At 48.2% G+C, this 17,614-nt stretch carries 15 protein-coding genes and 1 tRNA gene; 2 read left to right on the top strand and 14 right to left on the bottom strand.

Annotated features, from left to right (window positions below; translation table 11 throughout):
- Positions 1 to 30: 30 nt before the first annotated feature.
- From ACUZ8J_RS10580 to ACUZ8J_RS10615, 8 genes are all read right to left on the bottom strand, one after another.
- Complete coding sequence (locus tag ACUZ8J_RS10580) at positions 31 to 1,167, bottom strand: glycoside hydrolase family 43 protein (RefSeq protein ID WP_446693793.1); 1,137 nt, start codon at positions 1,165 to 1,167, stop codon at positions 31 to 33.
- Complete coding sequence (gene yjfF, locus ACUZ8J_RS10585; RefSeq protein WP_446693794.1) at positions 1,142 to 2,104, bottom strand: galactofuranose ABC transporter, permease protein YjfF; 963 nt, start codon at positions 2,102 to 2,104, stop codon at positions 1,142 to 1,144. Before yjfF ends, ACUZ8J_RS10580 begins: the two co-directional genes overlap by 26 nt.
- Positions 2,101 to 3,318 carry an ABC transporter permease gene (locus ACUZ8J_RS10590; protein WP_446693795.1) on the bottom strand — a complete coding sequence of 406 codons (1,218 nt, stop codon included), beginning with the start codon at positions 3,316 to 3,318 and terminating at the stop codon, positions 2,101 to 2,103. The genes yjfF and ACUZ8J_RS10590 overlap by 4 nt, the downstream gene beginning before the upstream one ends.
- A complete protein-coding gene (locus tag ACUZ8J_RS10595) occupies positions 3,319 to 4,818 on the bottom strand; it encodes a sugar ABC transporter ATP-binding protein (protein WP_282634311.1) in 1,500 nt (499 codons plus the stop codon).
- Positions 4,819 to 4,847: 29 nt separating this feature from the next.
- On the bottom strand, positions 4,848 to 5,789 hold the full coding sequence (locus ACUZ8J_RS10600; protein ID WP_446693796.1) for an ABC transporter substrate-binding protein: 942 nt from the start codon (positions 5,787 to 5,789) through the stop codon (positions 4,848 to 4,850).
- A gap of 93 nt (positions 5,790 to 5,882) precedes the next feature.
- Positions 5,883 to 6,938, bottom strand: a complete 1,056-nt coding sequence (locus ACUZ8J_RS10605; RefSeq protein ID WP_446693797.1) for an aldose epimerase family protein — start codon at positions 6,936 to 6,938, stop codon at positions 5,883 to 5,885.
- 80 nt (positions 6,939 to 7,018) lie between these two features.
- Complete coding sequence (locus ACUZ8J_RS10610) at positions 7,019 to 7,789, bottom strand: SDR family NAD(P)-dependent oxidoreductase (RefSeq protein WP_140907324.1); 771 nt, start codon at positions 7,787 to 7,789, stop codon at positions 7,019 to 7,021.
- 60 nt (positions 7,790 to 7,849) lie between these two features.
- Complete coding sequence (locus ACUZ8J_RS10615; RefSeq protein ID WP_446693798.1) at positions 7,850 to 9,583, bottom strand: IlvD/Edd family dehydratase; 1,734 nt, start codon at positions 9,581 to 9,583, stop codon at positions 7,850 to 7,852.
- A gap of 176 nt (positions 9,584 to 9,759) precedes the next feature.
- Here ACUZ8J_RS10615 and ACUZ8J_RS10620 point away from each other — a divergent pair, with 176 nt between their 5' ends.
- On the top strand, positions 9,760 to 10,707 hold the full coding sequence (locus ACUZ8J_RS10620) for a glycoside hydrolase family 43 protein (RefSeq protein ID WP_446693799.1): 948 nt from the start codon (positions 9,760 to 9,762) through the stop codon (positions 10,705 to 10,707).
- 87 nt (positions 10,708 to 10,794) lie between these two features.
- Here the strand turns inward: ACUZ8J_RS10620 and ACUZ8J_RS10625 are convergent, their stop codons facing one another.
- The 5 genes from ACUZ8J_RS10625 to ACUZ8J_RS10645 form a co-directional block, all read right to left on the bottom strand.
- Positions 10,795 to 11,511: a FadR/GntR family transcriptional regulator gene (locus ACUZ8J_RS10625; protein WP_446693800.1), complete on the bottom strand. Its 717-nt coding sequence runs from the start codon at positions 11,509 to 11,511 to the stop codon at positions 10,795 to 10,797.
- Between the two features lie 235 nt (positions 11,512 to 11,746).
- The gene (locus ACUZ8J_RS10630; protein WP_446693801.1) at positions 11,747 to 12,355 is read right to left on the bottom strand and encodes an HAD family hydrolase; all 609 of its coding nucleotides are present in this window, start codon (positions 12,353 to 12,355) and stop codon (positions 11,747 to 11,749) included.
- Between the two features lie 76 nt (positions 12,356 to 12,431).
- Positions 12,432 to 13,934, bottom strand: a complete 1,503-nt coding sequence (gene araA / locus ACUZ8J_RS10635; RefSeq protein ID WP_446693802.1) for an L-arabinose isomerase — start codon at positions 13,932 to 13,934, stop codon at positions 12,432 to 12,434.
- A gap of 38 nt (positions 13,935 to 13,972) precedes the next feature.
- Positions 13,973 to 14,668 (bottom strand): L-ribulose-5-phosphate 4-epimerase, encoded by a 696-nt coding sequence (locus tag ACUZ8J_RS10640; protein WP_011626173.1) that lies wholly within the window; start codon positions 14,666 to 14,668, stop codon positions 13,973 to 13,975.
- Between the two features lies 1 nt (position 14,669).
- On the bottom strand, positions 14,670 to 16,343 hold the full coding sequence (locus ACUZ8J_RS10645) for a ribulokinase (protein WP_446693803.1): 1,674 nt from the start codon (positions 16,341 to 16,343) through the stop codon (positions 14,670 to 14,672).
- A gap of 369 nt (positions 16,344 to 16,712) precedes the next feature.
- Here ACUZ8J_RS10645 and ACUZ8J_RS10650 point away from each other — a divergent pair, with 369 nt between their 5' ends.
- Positions 16,713 to 17,243, top strand: a complete 531-nt coding sequence (locus tag ACUZ8J_RS10650) for a hypothetical protein (protein ID WP_446693804.1) — start codon at positions 16,713 to 16,715, stop codon at positions 17,241 to 17,243.
- Between the two features lie 231 nt (positions 17,244 to 17,474).
- On the opposite strand, the gene ACUZ8J_RS10655 is transcribed toward ACUZ8J_RS10650, so the two are convergent.
- A tRNA-Ser gene (locus ACUZ8J_RS10655) sits at positions 17,475 to 17,565 on the bottom strand.
- Positions 17,566 to 17,614 lie beyond the last annotated feature (49 nt).

The raw sequence follows: 17,614 nt of genomic DNA on the forward strand, positions 1-17,614 counted from the left end.
TGCTGTTCGTGTCTATTAAACGCATTTCGCTTATTCGCGGGATTGCGTGTCTTGCTGATTAAAGGTTTGGCTATCGCTGTGCTGATTATCAAATACTGGGAAACCGTCCTCCGACCAGCGAATGGCGCGGTAGTAAGTGTGTCTATTACCGTCGGTCAATGGTGTCCCCTGCAGCTCAAGGTAATTACGAGCATGGTAAAACATCAGCTCGGTTTTACCATCCTCTGCCAGCACAAAACTATTATGGCCAGGACCAAAACGATTCAAGCTAGGCTCTGTGGTAAAGACTGGGCTTGGCGATTTATGCCAACTCTTAGGATTGAGTAAATCGGCATTTTCATCGGCCCATAACAGCCCCATGGCATAACGGTCATCCGTGGCACTGGCGGAATAGGTCACGAAGACTTTACCGTTTTTAACCAACACAGCGGCGCCTTCGTTGACTTTAAAGCCTAAACGTTCCCAATCCAATAAGGGCTCGCTGATAATGGTTTCGTTATCAGAGAGTTGAGTTGGCGATAGCATTTTGGCAATCACTAAGCCGGTGTTGTAACGCTTGGCTTTGTCCTGCTGCGCCCAAATAAAATAACGCTCGCCCTTCAGGCTAAAGCTGGTCGCATCGAGGGAGAAAGCATCCTGTGCCGATTGTAACTTGCCAAGCTCTTGCCATTGGCCTGTCATCGGTGAGTCGCCCTCGAGTCCTAAAACAAACATGCGGTTATGAAAACGTACATCCTTATTGCTGGCCGCAAAATAGATATACCAGCGACCATCGATTTTGTGCAGCTCAGGCGCCCAAATATCGATACTCATGGGGCCAGTTTCATGCTTGTGCCACAGGGTTTTAGGTGTAGCTTGGCGTAAACCGTCGATGGTTTTGGCGTGGCGAAGTTCGATGCGGTCAAACTCAGGCACCGAGGCAATAAAGTAGTAACTGCCGTCATCGTCGCGGATGACCCAAGGATCCGCCCTTCTCTCGATAAAGGGCGCATTCGCATCTAGGGTTTGCGCCGTGGCGCTTTGGGATTGTGCGCGGCTAATCTCAAGTACAGGCACAGCTTGCGCTAATGGCAGCGCCAATGCGGCGAGTAAGCCACAGGTCAAAGGCAAGCGCCGAAAGACCGACAGGTTAGGTTGACGATTATCCATGTTGTGTTTTGCGTCCATTCAAGAGTTTCTGTAACAGGATGAAGAAGAACAGTAACAGGCCAATGACAATCTTGGTCCACCAACTGCTTAAGCTGCCATCGAAGGTAATATAGGTTTGAATCACTCCCATCAAAATCACCCCGAGCACAGTGCCGAGCACAAAGCCACTGCCGCCAGTTAACAGGGTGCCGCCAATGACCACGGCCGCAATGGCATCCAGTTCGACGCCAATGGCGCCAAGCGCATAGCCAGAAAAGGTGTAAAAGGTAAAGACAATGCCCGCCAGCGTCGCCAGAAAGCTACTGATGGCGTAAATACTGATGGTGGTTTTAGCGATGAAAATCCCCATCAGCTCGGCGGAATGTTGATTGCCACCAATGGCATACACATTCGTACCAAAACGGGTGTAATGCATAACCACGGCGATAATCACAAAGAACAGGATAAAGATCAGCGAGCTTAAATCGAGCGCGCCATTGCCTGGTAGTGCAATGCTCATCTCGGCCACCGCATCGTAAAATGGATGGTCAATGGCAATCGACTCTTCGCTGAGCGTCGTCGCTAAGCCCCGCGCCAGAAACATCCCCGCAAGTGTCACAATAAATGGCTGCAACTTATACACATGGATAATAGTGCCCATGAGTGCGCCAAACAGAGTGCCCAGGGGCAGGATAACCGCAAAGGCTAACAATGGATGCCACTGATACTCGGTGATCAATAAACTGGTGACGACCCCACTTAAGGCGATGACGGCGCCAACAGAGAGATCGATCCCACCAGAGATAATCACTAAGGTCATGCCTAATGCGGTGATCAATAGGAATGCATTGTCACGCAACAGGTTGGTGACTACTCGGCCACTGGCAAAACCGTCAAACTGAAAGGTGCCGACCAAAAACATGGTCAGCAGCAATGAGGCGGTGATCCACAGCGGGATAAAACGTCTTGCTATCATAGTTTTTCTCCTGTTGCAGTACTGGCTTTTGCACTTGTGCCCTTTTCTGCTGGTTTGGCATCCGCTTCGCGCTTGGATGTGAACAGCGCCGACAATTGGCGCCTAAATTTAGCCGATTGCAACAGCAGCACGGTCAGGATAACGATGGCCTTGATCAACAGGTTAAACTTAGCAGGTAAACCACTGACGATAATGGTCGTCGCTAAGGTTTGAATGATCAGCGCGCCGACGACCGACAGAATCAAGGAGAAACGCCCGCCCGTGAGCGCAGCGCCGCCAATCACGACGGCGAGCACCGCATCGAGCTCAAGCCAAAGCCCGGCATTATTCGCATCTGAGCCTTGAATATCGGCGGTGCTGATCATGCCGGCCAACGCCGCGCACAGACCCGCAATGCCATAGGCAAACAGTTTGATGGATTTATCGTTGATCCCAAGGTAACGACTCGCCTTGGCATTACAGCCAACCGCTTCGATAAAAAGCCCTAAAGCGGTTTTACGCAGCAGTAATTGGCTGAAGGTTAGCATCCCAATCACAATCCACACTGGCATCGGCAGGCCTAAAAACTGGCCCACGCCAATGGCGGCAAAGCCTGGGTGCTGGAAGGTGATAATTTGCCCTTGGTTGATAAGCTGAGCGACACCGCGCCCTGCCACCATGAGCAGCAAGGTCGCGACAATTGGTTGAATGCCTAAGAAACTCACCAGACCGCCATTAATACAGCCAGCTAAGAGCCCAACGATCAAGCCTGCTGCGATAACGGTGACTAAGCTAATATCCGGCACTAACAGTAGATTGGCGCAAACCGCGCCCGCAATCGCCATCACGGCACCAACCGACAGGTCGATTCCGCCAGTGGCAATAACGAGACTCATACCAATTGAGAGCAGCGCCACGGGTGCACTGCGATTTAAAATATCAATCAAGGAGCCATAGAGTCTGTCGTCTTGATAGCTGATATTGAAGAAACTGCTGTCAATAAACAGATTGGCCAGTAACAGAATAGTTAAGGCCAATAGTGGCCAGAGGTATCGACCAATGGAGGTCGACTTGCCCGCTTGGTAACGGGCGTTTTTTTCTTTCACCATGGTCTTATGACTTTCCTGCATCCGCGGTTGCCGCTCAGATGAATGCGCCTCAGATGCATTCATCTGGGGTGAGATCAAATCGGCGGATATGCGTGTGGATGATAGGGTTTCGGCTGAGCTTTTCATTTATCCCTCCGCAATCGCTTGCATGACGTGCTGCGAGGTTAATTCCGCGCCTGAAAGTTCACGTACTGCATATCTGTCGCGTAGCACCACGACTTTATTTGAAAAGGCCACAAGCTCATCAAGCTCGGACGATGCGACCAATAGTGACATGCCTTCATCACACAGGCTTCTGATAAGCTTGACGATTTCAGCGTGGGCACCAATATCGATGCCACGGGTCGGCTCATCCAGTACCAATAAAATCGGCTCTATGGCTAACCAACGCGCGAGGATCACCTTTTGCTGATTACCGCCACTTAATTGCTCTATGGGTTTATCTGCGTCCGGTGTCGCAATCTGTAATTTATCGATAAAGAACTGGGCAATTTCCTGCTGCCGAGCTTTAGATAAATAACGCCACCAACCGATACGCGCCTGCAGCGCGAGTATGATGTTTTCACGGATAGACAAAGGGCCGATAATGCCGTCAATCTTACGATCTTCAGGGCACAGGGCTATCCCGGCGCTGATCGCATCCACGGGTTGCGACAGCTTGAGTTTCTGGCCCGCCAAATGAATACTGCCGCTATCGACTAAATCCAGCCCAAATACGGCGTTGCAGACTTCGCTGCGCCCCGATCCTAAAAGACCCGCAAGTCCGACCGCCTGCCCCTTAGGTACGGTAAGATTCATCGATTGAATCGAGCCTTTTACCGACACACCTTCAAGGGATAACAACACCGCATCGGCGCTGGCAACCGTGCGTTCCTTTTCCTGCTTATCGACCAATTGCTCCTGCAAAGAACGCCCGAGCATGGCTTCAATCAGCTTAGGTTGTGGCAGCTCGGCCGTAAGATATTCGCCAATAAAACGTCCGTTACGCAGCACGGTAATGCGATCGCTTATCTGGTAAACCTGATCGAGGAAGTGAGTGATAAAGACGATGGCCACACCCTTGGCTTTGAGCTGGTTTAAGATCCCAAATAGCACTTGGACTTCTGTGGCATCTAAGCTTGCCGTAGGCTCATCGAGCACTAATACCTTGGCCGACATGGCAACACCGCGGGCGATGGCAATGAGTTGTTGCACCGCGATGGAATAGTCCGACAGCGGCGCGCTAACATCGATATCCAGCTTGAACTGGGTTAACACGGCCCGCGCGTCGGCATACATTTTTTTAAAATGGATCAGCCCAAGACGGCGCGGTTCGTAACCGAGGAACAAATTTTGTGCCACGGTCAGGTTAGGCACTAAGTTCACCTCCTGATAAACCGTGCTGATCCCCGCCTTTTGCGCATCCATTGGTGTGTTGAAATGTTGCGGCTCACCAAGAAAGAGGATGTCGCCCATATCTTTTGACTGGGCGCCTGTCATCACTTTGACCAGCGTCGATTTACCCGCACCGTTTTCGCCGAGCAGGGCGTGAACTTCCCCCGCAAATAACCGCAAACTCACATCCTCAAGGGCTTTTACGCCCGGATAGTGCTTACTGATCTGCTTGAGTTCTAAAATAAGGCTCATAGCTATTCCCCAAGAAAGCGTCAATCTGACTATTGCTGGCGACGCTTTTCGTACTCGGCGGCAGCGGTTTCTTGGGTAAATACGTCACCCGTGGTGCTGATAAGCTTAGGCTGTTCCTTGTTACCCTTCAGGTACGCATCAATCGCATCAAATGCTGGGCCGCCTAAGTATGGGCTAAGCTCAACCGTGGCATTGACATCACCATCGGCCATGGCCTTAAAGTAATCGGGGACACCGTCCACGGAGATGATCAGAATATCTTTGCCCGGTTTTAAACCCGCTTCTTTAATGGCTTGCACGGCACCCAGAGCCATTTCATCGTTATGCGCCCAAACGGCGCACAGTGGCTGACCGTTTTGTGCCTTGAGGAAACCTTCCATCACTTCTTTACCCTTAGCACGGGTAAATTCGCCGGTTTGGCTGCGAACAATCTTGGCATTGGGATAATTGGCAATCACTTGGTTAAAACCTGTGGCGCGATCAATCGCTGCGGTTGCCCCGACTGTGCCCTGTAATTCGGCGATATCGCAGTTGCCTTGGGTTTTATCCATGAGCCATTGGCCAATCTTGCGGCCTTCTTCGGTAAAGTCGGAGGCGATACGGGTGAGGAATAGGGAATCATCATCGACCTTGATATTACGGTCTACTATCACTACAGGGATGTTGGCGCGTTTCGCTTCTCTCAGCACTGGCTTCCAGCCTGTTTCCACTACAGGCGCGATAATAATGGCATCCACGCCTTGGGCGATAAAGCTACGCACGGCTTTGATTTGGTTTTCTTGTTTTTGCTGAGCGTCGGCAAATTTTAAATCGATACCCCGCTGTTTGGCCTCAGCTTTAACAGCTTCACTGAAGCTCGTTCGCCAACCACTCTCGGATCCAACCTGTGAAAAGCCCACCGTAGTGGCGTAGGCACAAGTTGCACTCACAGCCCATAATCCCAATGCGGTAATGATTTTATTATGTTTCATTATTATTCCCTTTATAATTTTAGGTAACAGAGATCACCAGCCTGCTAAAATCAGCAGGCTAACTCGTATAAATATTATTTCGCCTTGATTGAATTAAATATTCTTAAACTTATGTACCGTAATTTGTTGATATTGAGTATTTGCTTCAAGCATCACACTCGGAAAATGGTCAATATTGACCGCATTCGGATAACCGTGGGTTTCTAAACAGAGCCCATGGAATTGATTAATGCTATAACCTTCATCGTCAATATGGCTGCCATCGAGAAAGTTGCCACTGTAAAATTGCACGCCAACTTCTGTGGTGCTAATTTCGAGTTCTCGGCCAGAAAGCGGATCTTTTAATACCGCAGTAGTCTGCAAACTGTTTTTATTGTCAGGATTTCTATCCATCACAAAATAATGATCATAACCATTAGCTAATTGCTTAATATCCGTGGCAATAGCCTTTGGTTGTTTAAAATCGTAGGCGCCATTGTCGACTAGGATTAATTCGCCTGTTGGGATCTGTTCATTATCGAGCGCCAGGAAATGACTGGCTTGAATGGAGAGTTCGTGCCCTAAAATGCCTTGCTGTTTGTTGGAGGCAAGATTCCAGTAAGCATGATTGGTTAAACAGACGGGGGTGGTTTGATCGCAAACGGCTTGATAGTTCAGGGTTAATTCATTGTTTTCATTGAGGCGGTATTCTAGCTTAATGGCAAGATTACCCGGAAATCCTTGATCGCCATCGGGACTGGTAATGCTGAAAACCGCCGCCACTCTGTCACTGTCCTGCAAAGTCTCAACCTGCCAAGTGCAATGGCTTAATCCTTTAGGTCCGCCGTGAAGTTGGTTATTGCCTTCGTTGGCGACTAATTGAATCGTTTTACCTGCTAAAGGAAATTGTGCTTTACCAATACGATTTGCGACACGGCCGGCGGTAATACCAAAATAATACGGATTAGTCGCCCAATCTTTAATATCTTGATAGCCAAGACTTAATGAAATAGGTTGCTCATCTTTGCCATAAAGTTTTACCGACCAAATGCTAGCGCCGTAATTTGATAGAACCACTTCAAGCCCGTGGCTATTGGCAAGCGTGACTAATTGTAATTCATCCGCAAATGCGGCATGTTTTACATTTTTTTTAGAGACGGAGAGTTGCATGGTGAGTGCTTTACCTTTTATTTAAAAATAAACTCAGCACTCACCTCATTATTCAATGAACTGAAATTTTATTGTGATATTTAAATCCAACCACCATCGACAATAAAATTTTGTGCGGTGCAGAGTTTGCTATCATCTGCTGCTAAAAATAACGCCATAGCAGCAATATCTTCGGGCATTACATATTCTTTAATACATTGGTTATTTTCGATATGTTTTGCCGTATCTTTATCTACCCAGTGTGTGAGTTGACGTTTTGTCATCACCCAACCCGGCGTTAAGGTATTAATCCGGATTTTATCTTTGCCTAAATCGGCGGCTAAACCTCGAGTTAAGCCCATGACACCAGCTTTTGAGGCCGTATATCCCGCCATTCCCGCTTGACGATTGTGCCAACTCATAGATCCAAAGTTGATAACAGAACCCCCGCCGAGCCGCTGCATTTGCGGCCTGACCGCTTGTACGGCAAAAAAGTAGTGCCGCAAATTGGTATTTAAGCATTGGTCCCAATATTCTGGCGTGACTTCATCTATGCTATGCCTTTCATCGCACGCGGCATTGTTAATCAATACTGAGATAGGGCCTAAATCGTCTTCAACCTGTGCAATGACGCTTTTAAGCGCAACTACATCGACAAGATCACAGTGATAAAATTTCACACTGGCGTCAGGCTGAGTCTGCTTAAGGCCTGTGACAAGTTGAGTCGACTCCTCAACTAAAATGTCGACAAATGCCACCTTAGCGCCCTGCTCTAAAAAAGACCGTACTAAGCAAGCCCCAATACCCGTACCACCGCCACTGATAAAAATGGTCTTACCTTGTAAACTCGGGTATTGATTAGTCAACTTCATAACTCAACCTTTTATTAAAATAATTATTTGGTTTCATTATAAAAGAAAACGAGTTCATATTTAATGGGAATGTGCGGGTATCTCTGCACCTCGACATCCCACGAGAAAATCAAAATCACATCCCTCATCCGCTTGGAGCACATGGTCTTTAAAGAGCGAGAGATAGCCGCCATTGATTGGAATGGATTTCACCGCCGCGAGTTTTGCTAGGCGCGCCTGTAACTCTTGGTCGCTGATCTCCAGCTGTAACTTTCCTGCAAAAGTATCCAGTTCAATCATGTCACCATTTTGTACTGCGGCGAGCGGCCCAAGGGCTTGTGCTTCTGGCGCAACATGGAGAACAACGGTACCAAAGGCGGTGCCACTCATGCGCGCATCAGAGATCCTCACCATGTCTTTAATTCCTTTTTTCAACAGCTTAGGTGGAAGTCCCATATTGCCGACCTCGGCCATGCCCGGATATCCCTTAGGACCACAGTTTTTAAGCACCATTATACTGGTTTCATCTATCTCCAGTTCAGGATCACCAATGCGGGCGTTGTAATCATCAAAACTTTCAAACACAACCGCTTTGCCACGGTGTCGCATCAGGTGCGCGCTGGCGGCGGAGGGTTTGATTACTGCGCCGCGAGGCGCGAGATTGCCGCGCAGTACGCGAATGCCACCATTTTCAACCAAGGGATTTTCAAGTGACATAATCACCTCTTGGTTATAACAAGGCGCCTCTTTGACATTGTCCCAGAGGCTAGCGGCATTGACTGTGAGCGTGTTTTTGCTCAGTAAATCATGTTCAAACAGCTGCCTTAATACTGCTGGCAGGCCACCTGCGTAGTAAAAGTCTTCCATTAAGTACTGACCCGAAGGCTTAAGATTCACTATGGTCGGTACAGTGTAACCATGGCGCCAGTCATCGAGTGACAGCTCTACCCCTATCCTGCCGGCAATCGCCTTTAAATGGATAACGGCGTTGGTTGAACCACCAATGGCAGCATTGACTTTGATGGCATTAATAAAAGCATCACGGCTTAAAATTTTACTTAAGGTCAAATCCTCTTTGACCATCTCCACAATTCGCATTCCCGACATATGCGCCAATACTTGGCGGCGAGAATCCACCGCAGGAATAGCTGCATTGTGTGGCAAACTCACCCCAAGGGTTTCCACCATACAGGCCATGGTCGATGCTGTGCCCATAGTGTTGCAGGTGCCCGTTGAGCGTGACATATCCGCTTCGGCATTCATAAATGCGGCGAGACTGATGTTGCCCGCTTTATATTCTTGATGCAGTTCCCACACGAGTGTGCCCGAACCGACATCCTTGCCCTTATGCTTACCATTGAGCATGGGACCACCGGTAACAACGATTGTCGGTAAATCACAACTGGCCGCGCCCATCAATAAAGCCGGAGTCGTTTTATCGCAGCCCACTAACAGCACAACACCGTCGATGGGGTTGCCACGAATGGCTTCTTCCGTGTCCATGGCCGCAAGGTTACGGGTAAGCATGGCGCTTGGGCGTAAATTGGACTCGCCATTCGAAAACACTGGAAACTCCACTGGAATGCCACCCGCTTCCCGAATGCCATTCTTTACTCTTTGCGCCAATTCCCGTAGATGACCATTACAGGGCGTCAATTCTGACCAGGTATTGCAAATACCAATCACAGGCTTATTTTGAAAGTGATGCTCGGGTATGCCTTGGTTTTTCATCCAACTGCGATACATAAAGCCATTTTTGTCATCACTACCAAACCAACTAGCCGAACGAAGTGTTTTCGGTTTTTTATTATTCATATGACACCTTCGTCTTCCAAGGCACATGCCCTGCCCGAACGATTGAGTAACACTCAACATAAAACAAACGGACGAACCTAATGCCCTGAGTTAACAATTTGTACTTTAATATTGCTAGCACGTAAAAGTATTGGTATTACTATAATACCAAAATATCAAAAAACAATAGAGGAAGTATGAAAAAGGCATTTTTGAGTGTGTGTTTGGCATTGAGTACGAGTGTCAGCACTGCAGCGATTGCTGCTAACCCTCTGTTTACGGATGTATTTACCGCCGATCCTGCCGCCATAGTGCACCAAGATACTGTCTATCTTTATACTGGCCATGACGTTGCAAAGGACAATCGCACCTTCTTCGAAATGCATAATTGGCTCGTTTTTAGCTCTAAGGATATGCACAATTGGACGGCCCATGGCAGCAAGTTATCTGTGAAAGATTTCAGCTGGGCTAAAGGAGATGCATGGGCTAGCCATGTGATCGAAAAAGAAGGTAAGTTTTACTGGTATGTAACGGCAAGGCACAACAAAATCAATGGTTTTGCTATTGGTGTCGCGGTTGCAGATAGTCCACTTGGCCCCTTCAAGGATGCCCGCGGCAGCGCCCTTATCACCAATGACATGACCACAGATACCGAGATTGATTGGGATGATATCGATCCTGCTGTCTTTATCGATGATGACAAGCAAGCCTATCTGTTTTGGGGCAACACTAAGCCAAGATTTGCCAAGTTAAAACCCAATATGATTGAACTCGATGGCCCAATACACGCCATTGATGTCCCTAACTTCACCGAAGCGCTTTGGGTACATAAAAAAGATAAAACTTATTATCTTTCATACGCTTCAGGCTTCCCTGAAAAAATTGCCTATGCGACCAGTGATAGCATTCAGGGGCCGTGGAAGTACCAAGGCATCTTAAATGAAGTGGCGGGCAACTCGCCGACAAACCATCAAGCGATTATTGAATTTAAAGGTAAATCCTACTTTATCTACCATACCGGCGCATCGCAGGATGGTGGCGGTGAGTTTAGACGTTCAGTGGCAATTGACCCGCTGCATTACAATGCCGATGGCACCCTACAGCGCATTCATATGACGAGCGAAGGCATTAGCGAGCCGCAGTAATCCTATTTTTTGCTCGCGCCAAAGTAAAAAAGGTGAACCTAAGTTCACCTTTTTTATGGGTAGAGTGCGTTCAAAATGAATAACTCGTTATTTACGCTCAATATTTTTATGCACTGTATCTTGAGACGTTGAGAGTAATTTATTCATCTCGGCTTTCGCGCCTTCACTGTCTCCTGCGGCAATCGCAGTATAAATGGCCTTATGGCCTGGGAGTGATTGGATAAAGTCATCCTGAATTGTGCTACTGAGTCTAAAGATTTCGAGCAGCGCAGATTGGATCGACACGCCGAGGGACACCATAAACTCGTTATTGGTCGCATCTAAAATCGCCATGTGGAAATCGATATCCGAGGTATAGACTTCATCTGTACCTAATTCGGCCGCTTCCATCTTGGCATAAGCCGCCGCAATCACCTCAAGCTGCTCAGGGGTGCGTTTTTTCGCCGCCAGTTCCGTTGCTGCGGGTTCAAACACTTCACGGATTTCATAGAGAGAAGTGTAAAACTCGGGCGAAGGTTTAGATTGGGAAAACCAGTTTAAGATCACCGGATCGAACATATTCCAGTGGCGACGCTCACGAATGCGGGTGCCAAGTTTAGGACGAGATTCAATAAGCCCTTTTGCCGTGAGCACCTTAAAGGCTTCCCTTAAGGAGGTGCGTGACACTTCCAGCTCTTCACAGATAGCATTTTCATTAGGGATATATTCACCTGGCGCATAAAAGCCGCCCACAATGCGAGAACCTAATTCGCTTGCCACCCAGTTATGGATATTCTGCGGACGGTTATTTGCCTGATTTGCCATAGTGCCCTCTTTAACTCTCAATCTCTGTGCTCAATCCAATCAGCTGGATAAGGTGCTTAACGCTGATAAACAAATGTTATGATACTACCTTTCCTGATAAAGGTAATAAAAATTTTGTTAACGCTAAGAATTTATGGGAATTTCCTCAAACTTACTGTCCCTACCTTACCCCAAACTTTTACATTGTAAAGCCTAATTTTGCGTTTTAGCCAGTGATTGGACAAGCTCGCAACGGCTACCGAGTGCCTAGGAAATAGTCATTTTCAATCTGTAATTCGGCATGTACATCGACCACAAACATCCCCGCAGCTTCGGCGGCTTGGATGCCCGCCTTCGCATCTTCAAATACGATACAGCGCTCAGGCGCTATGCCCATCAGTTCGGCGCGGCGTAAAAAGGTATCGGGCGCAGGTTTGGGTGACGCGACTTGGTCGGCGCCCACCACATAATCGACTAATTCCAACAATCCACATAGGGTCAAGATTTGAATTGCTTCCTCTGTGTAGGCGCCTGTGCCGACTGCCATTGGGCGTTTGCCCTGATTCTGCTTGGCAAATTCGGCTAATGCTGTCGGTTTCACATATAAATGCATAGTGTCGCGCACTAGGGCTTCTTTATACTCGTTCATGGCCTCATAACTGGCCGTTGGCGTGACGCCAAAATGGGCGATCAAAATCTCTAAGGTGCCAATGGTGGGCACGCCCGCTAACGAGCGCATCAGTGCAGGCTCTACCGGGATCCCAAAGTGATTCAAGGTTTGTCGCCATGCCTGCTCATGCAACTGACCGCTGTCGACTAAGGTGCCATCCATATCGAAGATAATGCCGTCAAATTCTGTATACATCTGTGTTAACCCTATGAAATGAATGGTGCCAGAAAAATGAAAGCCGCCCGAAGGCGGCTTTATTGCTGCGCGAGAATTATAAACCTCTTGCTAAACCGTAATAAACGGAATTTTGGCGAAGCTCATTCTTAAACTCGCGGATCTTAGTGTCGGCATCGATGATAACCAGTTCAGCACCGGCCATTTCAGCAAAGTCGACAATCTGATCCGTCGTGATGGCTTGGCTGTAAGCTGAGTGGTGAGCCCCACCGGCGTGGATCCAAGCAGCGGCGGCAACCGCTAAATTCGGACGAGGCTCCCACAGCGCAGACGCGACAGGCAGATTTGGCAGATCCTGTGGTGGCGTTACTGTATCTAATTCATTAAGAATGATACGGAAACGGTTGCCTAAATCGATAGTCGATACGTTGATTGCTGGGCCCGCTTTACCTGTGAATAACAGACGTGGCACGTCACAACGCACACCAATGGTGTGGCGGTGAACTTCTAAACGCGGTTTTGCTGCAGCAATCGATGGGCACACTTCTAACATGTGGGCGCCAAGAACTTGGTCAGTCGCCCCAAAGTTATAGGTGTAGTCTTCCATAAATGAAGTACCACCGGCACGGCCTTGGCCCATCACCTTCATGATGCGCACCATGGCAGCCGTTTTCCAGTCGCCTTCGCCGCCGTAACCGAAACCGTTCGCCATCAGACGTTGGGTAGCCAGTCCCGGTAATCCTGTCATACCGGTGAGGTTTTCAAAGCAGTTGGTAAAGGCACCAAATCCACCTTGGGTTAAGAATTGGGTTAAGCCGAGTTCAATCTTGGCTTCTTTTCTTAAACGGTCTAATTGGTATTCATCGCCAAATAGCTCGTTACCCACTTGGTATTCGCTGGCGTAACGGTCGAGCTGTGCAGTCACATCGCTTTCGGCAATGGCTGCAATCGCCTCATTGAGTTCACCTAAGCTGTAGGCGTGCACTTCGTAACCGAATTGAATTTGTGCGGCAACTTTGTCGCCTTCGGTCACGGCCACTTGACGCATGTTGTCGCCAAAGCGGGCGATACGCAGGTTTTGGCTCTCGTGCCAACCCGCCGCCGCGCGGCACCAATCATCGATTTGTGCCTGTACATCGCTCGATTGCCAGTGACCTACAACCACTTTGCGCTCTTTACGCATACGAGTGCCGATAAAACCAAATTCGCGGCAACCGTGAGCACTTTGGTGGGTGTTCATGTAGTTCATGTTGATTTCGCTCCAAGGGAGCTCGGCATTGAACTGAGTGTGTAAGTGCATGAATGGCTTGCTTAATTCATTAAGACCAGCAATCCACATCTTGGCGGGAGAGAAAGTGTGCATCCACAGAATAACGCCAACACAGTTTTCATCGCTGTTGGCCGCTTGGCATACGGCGTGAATTTCCCGTGGAGATTTGACGGTTGGCTTATACACCACTTCGATGGAAATGGCGGATGATTCATTAAAGCCATGAACAATTTGCTCACTGTTTTTAGCGACTTGCTCTAATACTTTCGGGCCGTATAAATCCTGCGAACCCGTGATAAACCACACTTGTTTTTGTTTGAAGGCTTTCATATTACTCTCTCTAGTTTGAAATGAGACCCGACTGGCAATTACTTGCTTTGGCCGTAATAAGCGTCTTTTCCATGCTTACGCAAATAATGCTTATCAATAAGCTCTTGTTTTAACTGACTAATACCTGGTGATAAGGTTTTGGTGAGATACGCCATCCGAGCGATTTCTTCGAGCAACACGGCGTGGTACACAGATTTAGCCGCATTCGCGCCCCAAGTGAACGGTGCATGGCCTGCCACTATCACCATGGGTGACTCGTTGGGATCTCGGTCGGCGAAACAATCGAGGATCTGCACGCCGGTTTCTTCTTCGTAGTCGCGACTGATCTGATCGTTGCGCATCACTGCTGTGCATGGGATTTCACCATACACATAATCGGCTTGTGTCGTGCCTAAGCAGGGAATCGCTATCTGCGCTTGCGCCCAGGCGGTGGCATAGGTTGAATGGGTATGGGTAATGCCACCAATACTCTGCCACTGGCGATACAAATAGGTGTGTGTCTTGGTATCGGATGAAGGACGCATGCGCCCTTCTACGATTTGATTCTCAAGGTCAACAATCACAATGTCTTCAACCTTCAAATCTTCATAGGGCACACCGCTGGGCTTGATACCAATCACGCCGAGTTGGCGGTCAATTTGTGAAACGTTGCCGAAGGTGTAAGTCACCAGTTTGCGTTTCTCAAGCTCCATGTTGGCTTCGTATACTTCGCGTTTTAGCTCTAAAAAAGACATCTTATTTCGCTCCATCAACATAGTGGCCAAGGGCTAAGTACCCTTGGTAAAGCGCTTGATATTTCTCTGCGTTTTCAGGATTTGGCTGATAGGTTTTCGCAACGTTTGAGGCCATGGCAGCTTGGGCACTTAGCACATTCGGATAAACCCCGGCTGCAGTTGCAGCATAAATAGCGGCGCCTAGGGCACAGCTTTGCTCGCTCTCGAGTACGTCGATGTTGCAATTCCACACATCGGCGCAGGTTTGCATAATGAAGTCGGATTTTTTCGAGATCCCACCAATGGTGACCACATGGTCAATGCAAACGCCTTCTTGTTTGAAACGCTCGATAATGGCCCGTGCGCCATAGGCACTGGCTTCCACTAAAGCTTTGAAGACTTGCGGTGCTTGGCTGCCCATGGTTAATCCTGTGATAGCCATGGCAACAGATTGGTCGGCATCGGGCGTGCGACGTCCGTTAATCCAATCGAGCGCGACAATACCTGTCTCGCCAACGGGGATTTTCGCGGCCGCATTGCCTAACATTGTCAGAGTTTCAGATTCGAGTTGCTGAATGAGTTTGGCCTTGGTGTTGTCATCAAATAAGGCTGATGTGTCAAGCTGTTGCATCGGCCATGCAGTGAGATCCCTAAACCAAGCGTAGAGATCGCCAAAGGCAGACTGACCCGCTTCCAGCCCTATCATCCCGGGCAATACTGAGCCATCCACTTGACCGCAAATGCCTTTGATACAACGCTCACCAATATCTTCATAACTGGCGACCGTAATGTCGCAGGTTGAAGTCCCCATCACCTTGGTTAAGACACCAGGTTTAACATTGGCTCCAACGGCGCCTGCGTGGCAGTCAAATGAGCCAAAAGACACGATAACCTCGGTCGATAGTCCTAAATGCTGTGCCCACTCTGGTGTTAGCTGGCCGCAAACTTTGTCAGATGTGCAGGTTTCAAGCGGTAACTTGTCTCTCAATCCATCGAGTAAGGGGTCGATACCAACGAAAAAGTCATTCGGCGGATAACCATTCCATGACTCATGCCACATCACTTTGTGACCGGCGGCGCAGCGCCCTGCCTTAAAGACTTTTGGATGTGTGGTGCCTGTCATTAATGCGGTGATCCAATCACAGTGTTCGATCCAGCTATAGGCCGCTTGTCTGACTTCTGTGTCGTGACGCAGTACGAATAGCGCTTTCGCCCAAAACCATTCTGAGGAATAAATTCCCCCTTCATATTTCAGGTAATTTTCACTTGAATTGTTTGCCGCAGCGGTAATTTGCTGGGCTTCGAGAATGGCGCTGTGATCTTTCCAAAGCAAAAACATGGCATTGGGATTACTCGCAAACTCAGGTTTTAAGGCTAAAGCAACACCGGATTCATCAACTGCAATCGGGGTTGAACCTGTGGTATCAACACTCAAACCGCAGACTCTTTGCGCGGCGCCACTGGGAGCTTTTGCCCAGAGTCCTTGTACTACCTCGATAAGGCTTTCGATGTAATCGAGGGGATGTTGTCTAAATTGATTCTTGGCAGGATCGCAAAAAAGCCCCTTCTTCCAACGTGGGTAGTACACCACATTTGTTGCTACTTCTGCGCCCGTTTGGGTATCCACCAATAACGCGCGTACTGAATCTGAGCCGTAATCAAGCCCTAACGCGTAAGCCCCTAAAACATTCGACATTTGCATCCCCGTACATTTTATCTGCGTCCGATCCGGTTTACGCAGGTAGAGTGAATATTATTTAGTACTACAATATTACTACAGCTCAATAGTAATACAATATGATTTTAGTTATTGAGTGATAAAATTTTTAACATTAAGGCTGAGCATGTAACGATTTAGGGGATGAAGCATAAGGAAGGTAGAAGCAGTGCTGAGCTTGACTCGAGCATGAAGAAGTCGAATAATGGCGCCAGGTTGCAGAGACGCCTATCCGCAGAAGATGACATCACTCTGACTCATATCTCGATGTTCGCATCACACGTATGACACAACAATTGATTAGGTTTGGCTTAGCGGAGATGCCAATAAAACTTAGGAGAATTGTTTGTGATACAACAAATTACCCCAGCACCACGCGCCTTAACCGAAGTTAAAATCCTCGCTAAAAAGCACCTTAAAGCCTGCCAAGCTGGCGATGCTGTGGCGCTAGATAAACTTGCCCCCTTGATGAATAAGCAAGGTTTAACCCAGCAGGATATTCAGCTTAAGCATTGCCAAAGCCTATTGGCTCGTGAGCTCGGTTTTACTGATTTTAATCACTGTCAAAGAGTGTTATCGGGTCAAGCACAAATCGGTGAAGACTTAGGTACCCTATTCCATAGCAGGCGCTGCGATAGCTTGCTCAATCACTGGTTCAGCGGTTTTGATGAGGCGCAGGCTTTTTTAAAGCAATCACCACAGATGGTGTTGTTGCCCTACAAAAAGCAGTTCTTTGTGGTTAATGGCGCCTACTATCTTGACGCTCTGGGGCTTAAATTGAGTGACCCCGCCAGCATCGACTGTATATGGGTGGGAAGTGAAACGGTTGCAGCCTATGAAGATTTTGCGCTAAGTCTTATCAGGCATAAGCTCACTTAGCTTAGCCTTACTTAACTTAGCCTTATTTAACCTAAGCAGGTTTGCTATTTGAACAACTAGGCTAATGGGTAAATGAAATCCATTGCGAAAGAAAAAGGCCGCTAATCATTAGCGGCCTTTTTATCTGAATTTGGTGAAGGTACTGTGGTTAGCATGAGGAACCCTAGGGTTCAATTTCCGGAACTGCAAAAACAAAAAAGCCATCATTGCTGATGGCTTTTCCGTAGAATATGGCGGAGGAGCAGGGATTTGAACCCTGGGTGGGCTATAAACCCACGCCGGTTTTCAAGACCGGTGCATTAAACCACTCTGCCACCCCTCCGAACGATGCGCATAATATAAGTTAGTTTACTGACTGTAAAGCACTAACT

It is taken from the genome of Shewanella sp. Koi 1, assembly GCF_052907445.1.